Here is a 12469-nt window from a genome sequence, read left to right on the forward strand (position 1 = left end):
CGGAGGTGGTTCCGCATGAACACCCCCGTGCCCATCCTCATGTACCACGCCGTCTCCACCGTGCCCAACGAGGCGACTCGTGCCCTGTCCGTCGCGCCCGAGGCGTTCGCCGAGCAGATGGCTCTGCTGGACGATCGCGGATTCACGCCGGTCAACACCGCCCAGCTGGCGGACAGTTGGCGCTTCGGGAGCCCGCTGCCGAAGCGGCCCGTTCTCGTCACCTTCGACGACGGATACGAAGGCGTACACCGGCATGCGCTGCCTGTGCTCGCCAAGCACGGCTTCGCGGCCACGCTGTTCGTCTCGACGGGCTGGCTGCGCGGCTCGTACGACACCGGGGGTGCCCTGGACACGATGCTCGACTGGGACCAGGTGCGCGAACTCGCGGGCGCGGACGTCGAGATCGGCGGCCACAGCCATACGCATCCACAGCTCGACCAGCTCACGGACGAGGCACTGTGGTTCGAGGTGCTGCGCTGCAAGGAGATCATCGCCGACGAACTCGGCACCTGCCCCGCCTCGTTCGCGTACCCCTACGGCTACTCCAGCCGCCGGGTGCGCCGCACGGTGCGCGAGGTGGGCTTCGCCCAGTCCCTCGCGGTCGGCAACCGCCTGTCGAACCGCCGCCAGGGCCCGTACGCTCTGCAACGCGTCACCGTGCGCCGCTCCACCCGCATCGAGGAGTTCGAGCGGCTGGTCGAAGGCCAGGCCATCACCCGCACCTTCGCCAAGGACCATGCCCTCACCAAGGGGTACGCCATGGTCCGCAGAGCACGCCAGATCCGCCGGAAGGCCATCCGTACCCGTGTCTGACACGACCACAGCCCAGCCCGACACGCCCACGACCGAGGCGCCCGAGAAGCAGTCCGGCCGCCGGCTGAGGCTGCCCGGACTGAGGAGGGGTTCCAAGGGATCCGGAGGCAGCCCGCTGTTCCGGAACGCTTATGCCCTGATGCTCAACACCGGGATCTCCGCCGTCCTCGGCCTCGGCTACTGGCTGGCCGCCGCCCGCTACTACACCGAGGACGCGGTCGGCCAGGGCTCCGCCGCGATCGCCGCGATGAAGCTCCTCGCGGGGCTGACGGCGGTGACGCTGACGGGCGCCCTGGCCCGGTTCATCCCGGTCGCGGGACGTGGCACCGGCCGCCTGATCTTCCGTACGTACGCGGGAAGTTCACTGGTCGTGGCGCTGGCGGCAGGCCTGTTCCTGCTGACGCTGGGCCTGTGGGGGCCCTCCTACCGCTTCCTGCACGATCCCCTGCACGCACTGGTGTTCGTGCTGGCGGTGGTCGCCTGGTCGGTGCTCACTCTCCAGGACGGGGTGCTGACGGGGCTGCGCAGCGCGGTGTGGGTGCCGGTGGGCAACACGGTGTTCTCGGCGGTCAAGCTGGTGCTGCTGGTGCTGTTCGCCGCCGCGATCCCCACCATGGGCGTGTTCGTGTCCTGGGTCGCGGCCATCGCGGTGTCCGTGCTGCCGCTGGGCTGGCTGGTGTTCCGGCGGCTGGTGCCGCGGCATGTGAAGGCGACCGAGGAGCACGCCGAGCCGCCGACGATGAAGGAGATCGGCCGCTTCCTCGCGGGCGACTACACCGGCTCGCTGTTCTCGCTCGCCGTGGTCTACCTCGTCCCGGTGATCGTCGCCGCGCAGGTCAGCTCCGCCGACAACGCGTACTTCTACATCGCGATCACCATCGGCGGCACCGTCAACCTGCTGGCCATCAACATGGGCGCCTCGCTCACCGTCGAAGGCTCGCACGACCCGGCTCGGCTCGCCGCGAACACCCGGGCCGCGCTGATCCGGATGGCGCGGATCATGCTGCCGGTGGGCGCGATCCTGTTCTTCGGGGCGCCGTTCGTCCTGGGCGTGTTCGGCCAGGGATACGCGGACGCGGCGACCCCGTTGCTGCGCTGGTTCGCGGTCGGCGGGGTGCTGCGGGTCGTGATGGAGACGTACTTCGCGGTGCTGCGCGCGCAGAGCCGTACCGCCGGACTCGCGTGGCTGCAGGGCCTGTTGTGCGTGCTGGTGCTCGGCCTCACGGTGATTCTGCTTCCGACCATGGGCCTGACCGGTGCGGGCGTCGCGGAGGTCGCCGCCCTCGCGGTGATCGTGGCGATCGCCTCGCCCAGGCTGTACCGGGTCATCAGGACCGCGCCGGCCGAGGTGCCCGAGGACGCGGCGCCCGACGGCGACCTGGCGGACCTGGGCGCCCGCGAGGTCCCCGCGCCGACCACGGGCGAGCCGAAGAAGGGCCGCGGCCCGGCCTGGGCGCATCGGCTCGACCAGGACACTCTGGCGCTCGGTGTGCACCTCGACTTCGACCACCAGGAGCGACGGCCGGACGTACGACCGGGGCCGGGGACGCCGCCCACCGGGACGGCGGTGAAGTGGCCCGTTCCACCGGACCAACGGCCGGAGCACGGGCAGGACCATGAACCGGAGGACCATCGGCCCACCTGGGCGCTCAAGGCACCCCTCCAACTCCCCGCGCCAGGCTCCGAGTTGGGCCTGCCCGTCGAGGAACGAGAACCGGGCAGCGAGGCCTCTCTGGGACCGGCCGAAGCGAAACCCGAAGCCGAAGCGGAGGCCACAGAGGCCGCAGAGGCCAAGTCCGAAGCCACGTCCGAGGCAAAGCCCGAGGCCGAGGCGGGAGCCAAGCCCGAGGTCACGTCGGAGGCCGAGGCACCGTCCTCCGGCTCCTCCGCACTCGTACTCCGGGAACGCGGGACCGGTGCGCCACCCGAACCGCCACCGGCCCCCTCCCCCGCCCCGTCCTCCCCGTCCCCGTGGGAGCGGCTGCGCCCCACCCGCGTAGGCGTCGTCCTCGGCTGTCTGCTGACCGCCGCGCTCATCCTGTACTGGGTGCCCGTGTTCGGCCTCGGCGAGCGGGATCTCGACCGGATGGGCGGGCTCGGCCTGGTCTCCGTCCTGCCCGTGCCCACGCTGGCCGGTGCCGCCCTGCTGGTCACGGTGTTCGCCTCGCTGCTCTGGCGAAACCGCGAGCACCGAGGGCTGCTCCTGGTCACCCTGCTGACCACCGTGGTGTCACTGCACGCGCTGCCCGCGGTGATCGAGACGGAGCCGCGGTTCGCGACGGCCTGGCAGCACCTCGGATTCCTGGAGTACATCGACCGGACCGGTTCGGCCGTGCCCGACCTGGACGCGCGCTGGAGCTGGCCTGGCTTCTTCGCGGCCGCCGCGTTCGTCGCGCAGGCTTGTGGCGTCGATGACCTCACCGAGGTCATCCGCTGGTGGCCGACGGCCATGCAACTCCTCTACCTGGCCCCGATGTTCCTCCTCGTACGCCATATGCGGGCGAGCTGGCGCGCCAAGTGGACCGGCGTATGGATCTTCGTGCTCAGCGGCTGGGTCGGCCAGGACTACTTCTCGCCGCAGGGCTTCACCTACCTGCTCTACATCGTCTTCGTGGCGATCCTGCTCGTCTGGTTCCGGGCACCGCGCGTGCTGTGGACCACGCGGCGGCCCGGCGAGCTGGAGGTCGAGCCGGCCGACCGGCGCCAACGGGCCGTGCTGCTCATGGTGTTGATCGGCCTGTTCGCGGCGACGGTCCCGTCCCACCAGCTCACCCCGTTCGTGATGCTGGGCGTCCTCGCCGTCCTCGTCCTGGTCGGCCGCTCCGAACTGCGCGGACTGCCCATTCTGTTCGCCGTGATGGTCGCCGTCTGGGTGGGCTTCCTCGCCGAGCCGTACTGGCGGGGACACTTCGACGAACTGTTCGGCGGGCTCGGCGGCGTCGGCGGCAACGTGTCCTCGTCGGTCTCCGGCCGTATCGAGGGCGGCAGTTCGACCCACCAACTCGTGCTGTACGCGCGCGTGGCGCTCGCCGGCTCGGTGATGGCGCTCGCCTGCTGGGGCTGGTGGCGGCGCCGCGACCACAAGTACCGCGAACGCTCCCTGCTCGTCCTCACCTTCGTACCGTTCCTCGGCTTCGGCATGCAGTCGTACGGCGGCGAAATGGCCCTGCGCGTCTTCATGTTCGCCCTGCCTGGCGCGGCCCTGCTCGCCGCACTCGCCCTCTTCCCGCGCACCGGGGTCACCGCGAAGGAACGCGAGCGCGACCAGTTCAGCCTCGCCCCCCTCGCCGCCCTGATGGCGGGCCTCGTCCTGGTCGGCGGCTTCCTGGTGGCCCGCTGGGGCAACGAGCCCTTCGAGCGGGTCCGGCCGGGCGAGATCGCGGCCATGGAGTACGTGTACGAGCACGACAGGCCGACCGCACGGCTGCTGTGGCTGAGCGACGACCCGGTCAACACCGTGACGCCCGCGATGCCCTGGGGCTCGAAGGACATGGAGCGGGTGGAGTACGTACCGACGCTCGCACCGCCCGATCCCGTGCTGGTGTCCGGCCTGGTCAAGTCACTCAAGGACGCGGGCCCGAACTCGTACCTCATGATCAACCGCAGCCAGGTGATCTCGCTCCAGATGGACGTGGGCTACTCGGCGAGCTGGGACACCCGGCTCATCCGCAACCTCGACGAACGCGAGGAACTGCGGAAGGTCTTCGTCAACAAGGACGCGACCGTGTACGCGATGCGTGAGCAGCCGGAGAGCAGCGTCCCGAAGGCCGATCCCGGGCCGATCGGCCCTCAGGTCACCTGGACACCGTGGTCGGTCGTGGGCGGGCTCGCGGCGATCGCGCTGATCGTGCTGCTGACGACGCGCGAGGTGGTACGGGTGGCCGTCCGGCCGAGCGTACGGCAGCTGCAGTGGCTGCAGAGCAGCTTCTGGTTCTCCCTGCCGCTGCTGGCGGTGCTGTTGGCTTCGCTGGTGCAGCGGTTCTTGACGATGGCGTAGGCGTAGGAGACGGGCGTGAAGTGGCTTACCGGGTCAGCCACTTCACCTCGTACGCGCCCATGTCGAACCTTTCGCCGTCGACCTCGGTACTGATCTTCCGGTCCTGGGTGTTCACGACGAGGACCGCCTTGTCGTCGGCGAGGACCCGTACGTCCGGCGCGCTGCCGGCGGCGACGGACACCTGCTCGTACTCCGTGCCCGGTGGGAACTCCCTGTTGAAGCGGGAGACGAGGTCGAGCATCGGCAGCGGCTTGCCGCCGTCGGCGCTGTCGGTGGGTGTCCACAGGCAGCCGGCGCAGTCGGCGCCCTTCTCCTTCTCCGGATTCCAGTAGAAGGCGGAGGTGGTGCCGCCGCGGGCCATCGCGATCATTCCGGAGGCCTGGACGGCGCCTCGGTGGGCCTCGGACCAGTCGTCCCGCTCGTCGTCGGCGTCGGACGGCTCGACGTAGTACTCGGCCCACCACAGCGGCAGATCGCCGGTCCGCTCACGCACCCAGCGGCTGACGACCGTGAACTTGTCGGTGGCGGCGAACTCGTCGGGCAGCAGCTCGTCGTCCTTGGTGTAGCTGGAGCCGTCCACGACGACGAAGTCCGCGCCCGCCTTGTTCTTGTTCCAGTAGTCGAAGGCGTCGAGGACACGTTGGTCCATGGCGCCCCACGGGCCCTTCACCGTGGGCGAGGCATTCTCCTTCTGGCGCGGGTCGAGGCTGTCCATCACCAGGTAAGGGCCGCCGACCTGGATGTCCTCGTTGACGTCCTTGAGCGCCTTGTGGACCAGGTTGTAGAGCTCGGTGTAGCCCTCGTAGTCCCAGCGGGCCTCGGCGTCGTTCCAGAAGCCCTTGAACTCGTTCCAGACGATGAAGTGGCGTACGTCCGGATAGCGCTTGGCGACGGTCGCGGCGAGCGCGGCATAGTCGTCGAAGTGCTCGGGCCGCGGGGCGGTCTCCAGGGCCTCCTGGCTCCAATTGGTGTTGTCCGTCCCGGACTTGCCGCCCTTCATCCAGTCCGGGGCGCAGCACAGGGTGACCACCGGGGTGCCGCCCGACTCCCGGACGAAGTCGATACGCCGGTCCATGTCCTCGAAGTCGTAACGCCCCTTGACCGGCTCGGGATTGTCCGCACCCCAGCCCATGATGTGCTGGATCTGCGGCAGCGGCTGCTCACCGAGGCGCTCCGCCACCCGCCGCGTGGCGGCGCCGCTGCCCTCGTCGGCACTGAACTGCGTGTGGGTGAAGCCCCAGCCGACGTCCGGTCCCGACTCCCCGGGAGGAACGGCGGGCGTGCCGTGCACCTTGTCGCCGTCACGGGTCGTACCGGCGGCGCTCCCGCCGTCCCCGGGCAGCGTGTTGATCAAGGTCAGTACCAGGGCCAGTGCCGCCGCGCCCACGCCGAGCAGCGCGGTGAGCCGCCACCGCCGTGCCCCCGAATTCCACCCATGACGTCCCATCAAGGACAACAGTAGTGGCGGGGGTGGGCGGTTGGGATGGGTTCGAGTGCACAGCCTGGTAACAGGACGGAGGGGATACACGGGGAGGTCGGCGCACACCGGACACTCGGGGTCCTCCACGGAAACCGGATGCATGGGACGGGCGTGTGACGGATCATGGCGGCATGTCTGCGAACCCACACGACGCACTGCCGATCCGGCTCAACGTCGACGACAGCGACTCACCGTCGGACGTCGTCGACGCGCTGTTCCTCGGCCGTTTCGCGACGGGCGAGCAGCCGCACTCGCACGCGGTGAACATCGACCGCGTACGGTCCGGGGCGACACTGTTGCCGCCGGGCGCCACGGTGTTGCGATCCGCCCGCGACGACAACCACAGCTCCACACTCGCCGAGGGCGACGGCTGGACCCTGCTCATCTCGCGCTGGAACCGCGGTGCCGATGTCACGGTCACCGCGACCAGCGAGGAACTGGCCGTGAAGGTGCTCGGCCAGGCCACGGACGGCGCGGAGGACGAGCCCGAGCCGCAGCCGGAGAACGTGACGATGGGCTTCTGGTACGTCTCGCCCAGGCGCGGCCCGCATCGTACGACCCGGCAGATCTCGGCGGGTACCTGGGAGGAGATCCGCCCGAACTACACGGCACCGGTCGCCGACGCGATGGATCACCTGATGAAGACGACCCCAGAGGACATCGCGGGCCGTCTGCTCCTGCTGCACGGCCCGCCCGGTACGGGCAAGACGTCGGCGCTGCGCACGCTGGCCCGTTCCTGGCGCGACTGGTGCCAGGTCGACTGCGTGCTCGACCCGGAGCGCCTCTTCTCCGACGTCGGCTATCTGATGGACATCGCGATCGGCGAGGAGGACAGCACGGGCAAGGACCGCTGGCGACTGCTGTTGCTGGAGGACTGCGACGAGCTGATCCGCGGCGAGGCCAAGCACACGGCGGGTCAGGCGCTGTCGCGCCTGCTCAACCTCACGGACGGCCTGCTCGGCCAGGGCCGCAACGTCCTGGTGGGCGTGACGACGAACGAGGACCTGGAGCGCCTCCACCCCGCCGTCGTCCGCCCCGGCCGCTGCCTGGCCCGTATCGAGGTCGGCCCGCTGACCCACCGCGAGTCGGTGAACTGGCTGGGCACGGAGGAGGGCGTCGGCCGCGAGGGCGCGACGCTGGCCGAGTTGTACGCCCTGCGCCGGGGCACGTCGCCGACATCGGTGCCGGGGGCGCGGGAGGGTGCGGACGCGGGCCTCTACCTGTAGGCCACCCACCGACCGCCCAGGGGCGCGGGGAGCAGTGCGACCAGCCACAAGAACCCGCAGTTATCCCCGGTCCCCATAAACCGCACGCAGCGCATCCCGAACGGCATCGAGGGCCGCCCCCTCGGCGAGCCCGAGGCGGCGGACCCGTTCGGCATAAGCCCGAGCAGCGGACGCCGCCTCACGCTCAGCCGCCGAACCCGCGGACGCGACAAACGTTCCGTTGCGCCCTCGGGTCTCGATCACCCCGTCGCTCTCCAGCGTCCGGTACGCCTTGGCGACCGTGTTCGCAGCGAGGCCGAGCGACTCGGCCAGCCCCCGCACGGTCGGCAACCGATACCCCACCGGCAGCACCCCAGCCCGCGCCTGCTCGGAAATCTGGGCGCGCACCTGCTCGTAGGGCGCAACCCCCGCACCGTCATCGATGTCGATCTTCAACGTCACAAGCCGATTGTCCCGCACCCCACGAAAATAAGAGGCACCCAGCCACACCCCCCACGTAGCGTCAACGACATGACAGTGATCGTTCGCGACTTCCGCCCCGCAGACGCCGAGGGCTTCGCCCGGATCCGGCGCCTGGCGCTTCCCTTCATGCTCTCCACGGCCGAGTCCGTCACCTACGACGTCGCGAACATGCATCCCGATGCCCACTTCCAGCCGCTGGTCGCCGAGAAGGACGGTGAACTCATCGGCACGGCCCAGGTCGGCTTCGCGCACGACAGTCCGCAGCCGGGTCAGGGCTACCTGAACGTGTACGTGCACCCGGACCGCCAGGGCCACGGCGCGGGCTCCCTGCTCGTGAAGACCGCCGAGGAACGCCTCGCCGGCCTGAACGCGACGAAGCTCTTCTCCTGGGTCCTGGACACGCCCGCCAACCGCACCTTCGCCGAGAAGCGCGGTTACCGCGCGGGCCGCTCCGCGCACTTCCTCCGCCTGGACCTGGCGGACGGCACGCTGCCACCGCTCCAGGAGCCGCCCGCGGGTGTCGAACTGCGCAAGGCCGCGGACTTCGCGGACGACCCGCGCCCGCTGTTCGACCTGGACGCGGAGGCGTCCGGGGACGAACCGAGCGACATCGACTACGAGTTCACGAACTACGAGGCGTGGTTGAAGGAGACCTGGCAACACCCTCTCTTCAGCCACGAGCTGACCTCGATCGCGCTCGTTGACGGCCGCCCGGCCGCGTTCAGCGCCGCGCGCACCGACGGTGGCACCCGCTACGGCACCGTGATCACGGGCACGGTCCGTGCTCACCGCGGCCGCGGCCTGGCCAAGCTCGCCAAGAACGACTCCCTGCACCGCGCCCGAGCCGCCGGCTACACGGAGGCGTTCACGGGCAACGACACCGGCAACGGCCCGATGCTCGCGATCAACAAATGGTTCGGCTACGAGATCTGCGCCACGGAGGTGCGCTATATCCGCGAACTCGGCTGATGCCGCACACCGGTTGGACATCGTCCTGGTCAAGGGCGGCCGTACGAAGATCCGCTACCCCGCCGAACTGCTCGCCGACGACGGCACCCGGATCACCGTCCGCGCCCCGTGGGCCGGCGACGTCGCCCGCGACTTCGGCTTCGTACGGTTCGAGTCCGGCGACGTCTTCACCGAGTACTACTGGCGCGACCGGTGGTACGCCGTGAAGGAGGTCCGCGACTCCACAGGCGCCCTCAAAGGCTGGTACACCGACATCACCCGCCCGGCCACACTCTCCGGCACCGAACTGATCGTGGAGGACCTCGACCTGGACCTCTGGCGCTCCGCGGACGGCAGGACCGTACTGCGCCTGGACGAGGACGAGTTCGCCGCGAGCGGCCTGACGCAGTCGGATCCCGAGGCCGCGTCCGCCGCCGTCGCCGCCCTGGACGAGCTGGAACTCCTGGCCCGTGAGGGTGACTTCGAGGCACTCCTCGCATAGCCGCAGGGCCCAACGCTCAGCACTCAGACGACCGCCACCACCGCATACCGCTCGTCCTCCACCTCCCGCCCCCACAGCAGCGCCTCGTCCGACAGCCGCTCCACACGCACGTCCCGCACCAGAGGCACGAGCAACCCGGTCAGCCGGTCGGCGGATATCCCGACCGGGCTCACCGCCCCCCACACACCCTCTATGAGGACGAGTCGTCCACCGGGTCGGAGCAACCCACGCCAGTGCCGCAGGACACGCTCGGGATCGGGCAACGCCCACAGCACATGACGTACGAGCACGACATCGAACCGCTGCTCGCCGACCGGCGGAGCGGCCGCGTCGCCGACGAGGAAGACGGCATCGCGGCCGGCCAGCTTGGCGCGGGCGAGGTCGACCATGCGGGGCGAGAGGTCGACGCCGGTGACCCGGTGGCGCTGCTCGGAGGCGAGGAGTGACAGGCTGCCGGTGCCGCAGCCCAGGTCCAGTACGTCGGACGGGCCGCCTGGCAGCCAGCCGCGCAGCCGGGCCGCCCATGCCTCGCGCATGGCGGGGTCGCGCAGTCCGTGGTCCGGCTCCTCGTCGAAGGTGGCGGACTCGGCGTCCCAGTCGACGTCGGCCCATGTCTCGCGCTCACCGTTGCTCGTCATGCGCCCAGAGTGACACCCACCACTGACAACGCCGGGCCCGAACGTGACGACCGCCACGGACACCACGGGCCGCGGGGTGACCGCCGCCACAGACAGGGGGCCGTCGATGAGTCACGCTCCCCGGAACGGTCTACCCATACAACCGCGATACCGGTAGACCCAAGGAGGCAGCCATGCGCCGCGTGACCTTGCAGAAGCCCCTCAAGAAGTCGGACTCCCGCCGTGTACGGGAAGAGGCCGACACGCGCCCCGCCGAGCGCCCGGAAGTCCGAAAGGACATTCAACGCACCTGGTGGCCGGACGGCTGACCCGCCCGACCACCAGGACTCCAACGCTGAGAAGCAATGAGAACCGTCAGGGCGCCAGCCGCTTGCGGTAGTGGAGCCGGTCGTACGGCCCTTCCACGCGACGCTCCATGAGCTCGTACCCGTATCTGGGATAGAGCTTTTGGTTCTCCCACATCTTCGCGTTCGTGAGGAGCCTGACCTCGGCCAGTCCGAGCGCACGCGCGCGTGCGTCCACGAACGCGAGCAGCCGTCGCCCGATGCCCTGCCCGTGGGCGTCCGGGTGGACGGCGATGACGTCGAGGTACAGATGATCCTCGTGGGCCTCCAGAACCAGGAGGCCCACGATCGGATCACCGGTGACGTACACCCGCCCCGCCGCGATGTTCGCCGCGTGGTCCGCCTCCATCGGCACGGGTACGACCCCGATGCGTTCGATGTAGGGCTGGAACGCCGCGTCGATCACGGCCTTCACGGCGGGCTCGTCGCCGTCTTCGGCGATGCGGATGTCGTCAGTCGTGCCTTCGGTCATAGCTACGTCATACCTGCGGTCGCCGGCCGGTCACACCCCGGACGAGGCCTCGGTCTTCTCGTCCGAGGTCAGGACTTTTGCCTCGGACGTCTCGAGCGACCTGTTGCGGCGGACGGACGAGAGGAAGGATGCCGCGATCAGGAAGACACCGACCAGACCGGTGATGATCTCGCTGATCTGGTGCTGGATGGTGATCAGCAGGATCGCGGCGAGGGCGCCGATGGCGTAGTGGGCACCGTGCTCCAGGTAGACGTAGTCGTCCAGGGTGCCCTGGCGGACCAGGTAGACCGTGAGCGACCGGACGTACATGGCTCCGATACCGAGGCCGAGCGCCATCCAGAAGATGTGGTTGGTGATGGCGAAGGCGCCGATCACACCGTCGAAGGAGAAGGACGCGTCCAGGACCTCGAGGTACAGGAAGAGGAAGAACGCTGCCTTGCCGGCGAGACCGACCGCCGAAACCGGCTTGCCCTCGGCTCGCGCCTTCTCCTCCTCGTGTTCGTGCTCCTCTTCTTCTTCGAGCTTGTCCTCGAAGTATCCGGACAGGCCGCCCACGACCAGATAGGTGATCAGACCGGCGACGCCGGAGAGCAGTACCGTGGCCGTCTTGTCCGCATGGCCCATGCTGACATGCGCGTGGGTGGCGAAGGTCATCGCGGTCACGAGCAGAACGATGAGCGCGATGCACACCGACAGCATGTCGATCCTGCCGAGCTTGGCGAGCGGGCGCTCCAGCCAGGCGAGCCACTTGATGTCACGGTCCTCGAAGACGAAGTCGAGGAAGATCATCAGCAGGAACATGCCGCCGAAGGCCGCGATCGCCGGGTGGGCGTCGGTGACCAGGTCCTCGTATCGGCCTGGCTCCTGGATGGCGAGCTGCACCGCCTCGATGGGGCCCACTTCGGCGCTGATGGCGACGATCACGACCGGGAAGAGCAGCCGCATACCGAACACCGCGACCATGATGCCGATGGTGAGGAAGATCCTCTGCCAGAAGGCATTCATCTTCTTCAGGATTCCGGCGTTGACGACCGCGTTGTCGAAGGACAGCGAGATCTCGAGGACCGACAGGATCAGTACGATCCCGAAGGCCTCCCAGCCCCACTGCCACGCGGCGAAGGCAAGGCCGGCCGCCGTGATGGCGAACGACCAGCCGAACGTCCTCAGGATCATCTACTGCGCCGCCTTCACCGCGAGGACCGGACAGCCGGCCCCCAGCAGGATCTGCTGCGCCTGGGAGCCCATGATCAGCTTGCCGACCGCGCTGCGCCGCCGGAGACCGATCACCACCAGGGACACATCGGGCTGCTCCGCCAGTTCGATGATCTCCTCGGCGGCGTCGCCCCCGCCGAGCACCTGGCGGATGTCGAACTCGATCTCCAGCGCGGCCAGGTCCTCACGGACATGGGCGAGATCGGGCTCTTGTGCGAAACGCGGGTCCGCGTAGGCGTCACCGCGCGAGGTGTTCACCACCAACATCTTCTCGCCGCGCAGGCGGGCCTCGTCGATCCCCGCGCGCAGCGCGGCCTCACCCTCGGGCGAGGGTACGTATCCGACCAGTACGGTCATGTCTGCTCTTCCTCCCAG

Annotated in this window: 12 protein-coding genes; 6 read left to right on the plus strand and 6 right to left on the minus strand. The window is 69.5% G+C overall.

The genetic code is table 11. The features are described 5' to 3' along the window. The first annotated feature begins 15 nt into the window (after positions 1-15). Positions 16-813: a polysaccharide deacetylase family protein gene (locus IEZ21_RS40660; RefSeq protein ID WP_189326851.1), complete on the plus strand. Its 798-nt coding sequence runs from the start codon at positions 16-18 to the stop codon at positions 811-813. Continuing rightward, on the plus strand, positions 806-4810 hold the full coding sequence (locus IEZ21_RS40665; protein ID WP_189326852.1) for a lipopolysaccharide biosynthesis protein: 4005 nt from the start codon (positions 806-808) through the stop codon (positions 4808-4810). Before IEZ21_RS40660 ends, IEZ21_RS40665 begins: the two co-directional genes overlap by 8 nt. Positions 4811-4835: 25 nt before the next feature. Here IEZ21_RS40665 and IEZ21_RS40670 read toward each other — a convergent pair whose 3' ends face one another. Continuing rightward, positions 4836-6257: a GH39 family glycosyl hydrolase gene (locus tag IEZ21_RS40670; protein WP_189326853.1), complete on the minus strand. Its 1422-nt coding sequence runs from the start codon at positions 6255-6257 to the stop codon at positions 4836-4838. A gap of 164 nt (positions 6258-6421) precedes the next feature. Here IEZ21_RS40670 and IEZ21_RS40675 point away from each other — a divergent pair, with 164 nt between their 5' ends. After that, positions 6422-7516, plus strand: coding sequence for a DUF5925 domain-containing protein (locus IEZ21_RS40675; protein ID WP_189326854.1), 1095 nt, complete (start codon positions 6422-6424; stop codon positions 7514-7516). Positions 7517-7576: 60 nt separating this feature from the next. On the opposite strand, the gene IEZ21_RS40680 is transcribed toward IEZ21_RS40675, so the two are convergent. After that, complete coding sequence (locus tag IEZ21_RS40680) at positions 7577-7957, minus strand: GntR family transcriptional regulator (RefSeq protein ID WP_033324089.1); 381 nt, start codon at positions 7955-7957, stop codon at positions 7577-7579. Positions 7958-8026: 69 nt separating this feature from the next. Between IEZ21_RS40680 and IEZ21_RS40685 the strand changes: the two genes are divergently transcribed. Then, positions 8027-8947 carry a GNAT family N-acetyltransferase gene (locus IEZ21_RS40685; RefSeq protein ID WP_189326855.1) on the plus strand — a complete coding sequence of 307 codons (921 nt, stop codon included), beginning with the start codon at positions 8027-8029 and terminating at the stop codon, positions 8945-8947. Then, on the plus strand, positions 8928-9428 hold the full coding sequence (locus tag IEZ21_RS40690; RefSeq protein WP_189326875.1) for a ribonuclease FAU-1 family protein: 501 nt from the start codon (positions 8928-8930) through the stop codon (positions 9426-9428). Before IEZ21_RS40685 ends, IEZ21_RS40690 begins: the two co-directional genes overlap by 20 nt. 23 nt (positions 9429-9451) lie before the next feature. Here the strand turns inward: IEZ21_RS40690 and IEZ21_RS40695 are convergent, their stop codons facing one another. Further along, entirely contained in the window at positions 9452-10066 is a 615-nt protein-coding gene (locus IEZ21_RS40695) for a class I SAM-dependent methyltransferase (RefSeq protein WP_189326856.1), read from the minus strand. A gap of 173 nt (positions 10067-10239) precedes the next feature. Here IEZ21_RS40695 and IEZ21_RS48545 point away from each other — a divergent pair, with 173 nt between their 5' ends. Next, complete coding sequence (locus IEZ21_RS48545; RefSeq protein ID WP_106972494.1) at positions 10240-10374, plus strand: hypothetical protein; 135 nt, start codon at positions 10240-10242, stop codon at positions 10372-10374. A 46-nt stretch (positions 10375-10420) separates the two neighbouring features. Here IEZ21_RS48545 and IEZ21_RS40700 read toward each other — a convergent pair whose 3' ends face one another. The 3 genes from IEZ21_RS40700 to IEZ21_RS40710 are packed head-to-tail and all read right to left on the minus strand — an operon-like array spanning position 10421 to position 12451. Then, a complete protein-coding gene (locus tag IEZ21_RS40700; RefSeq protein WP_189326857.1) occupies positions 10421-10882 on the minus strand; it encodes a GNAT family N-acetyltransferase in 462 nt (153 codons plus the stop codon). A gap of 30 nt (positions 10883-10912) precedes the next feature. Then, positions 10913-12055, minus strand: coding sequence for a DUF475 domain-containing protein (locus IEZ21_RS40705; RefSeq protein ID WP_189326858.1), 1143 nt, complete (start codon positions 12053-12055; stop codon positions 10913-10915). Continuing rightward, a complete protein-coding gene (locus tag IEZ21_RS40710; protein ID WP_189326859.1) occupies positions 12056-12451 on the minus strand; it encodes a universal stress protein in 396 nt (131 codons plus the stop codon). Positions 12452-12469 lie beyond the last annotated feature (18 nt).

The organism is Streptomyces flaveus, assembly GCF_014647675.1.
GTDB lineage: Bacteria > Actinomycetota > Actinomycetes > Streptomycetales > Streptomycetaceae > Streptomyces > Streptomyces flaveus.

Bases quoted from the DNA above. Each gene is read 5' to 3' on its own strand.
- IEZ21_RS40660 (WP_189326851.1), top strand. From the start codon at position 16: ATGAACACCCCCGTGCCCATCCTCATGTACCACGCCGTCTCCACCGTG.
- IEZ21_RS40670 (WP_189326853.1), bottom strand. From the start codon at position 6,257: ATGGGACGTCATGGGTGGAATTCGGGGGCACGGCGGTGGCGGCTCACC.
- IEZ21_RS40675 (WP_189326854.1), top strand. From the start codon at position 6,422: ATGTCTGCGAACCCACACGACGCACTGCCGATCCGGCTCAACGTCGAC.
- IEZ21_RS40685 (WP_189326855.1), top strand. From the start codon at position 8,027: ATGACAGTGATCGTTCGCGACTTCCGCCCCGCAGACGCCGAGGGCTTC.
- IEZ21_RS40695 (WP_189326856.1), bottom strand. From the start codon at position 10,066: ATGACGAGCAACGGTGAGCGCGAGACATGGGCCGACGTCGACTGGGAC.
- IEZ21_RS48545 (WP_106972494.1), top strand. From the start codon at position 10,240: ATGCGCCGCGTGACCTTGCAGAAGCCCCTCAAGAAGTCGGACTCCCGC.
- IEZ21_RS40700 (WP_189326857.1), bottom strand. From the start codon at position 10,882: ATGACCGAAGGCACGACTGACGACATCCGCATCGCCGAAGACGGCGAC.
- IEZ21_RS40705 (WP_189326858.1), bottom strand. From the start codon at position 12,055: ATGATCCTGAGGACGTTCGGCTGGTCGTTCGCCATCACGGCGGCCGGC.
- IEZ21_RS40710 (WP_189326859.1), bottom strand. From the start codon at position 12,451: ATGACCGTACTGGTCGGATACGTACCCTCGCCCGAGGGTGAGGCCGCG.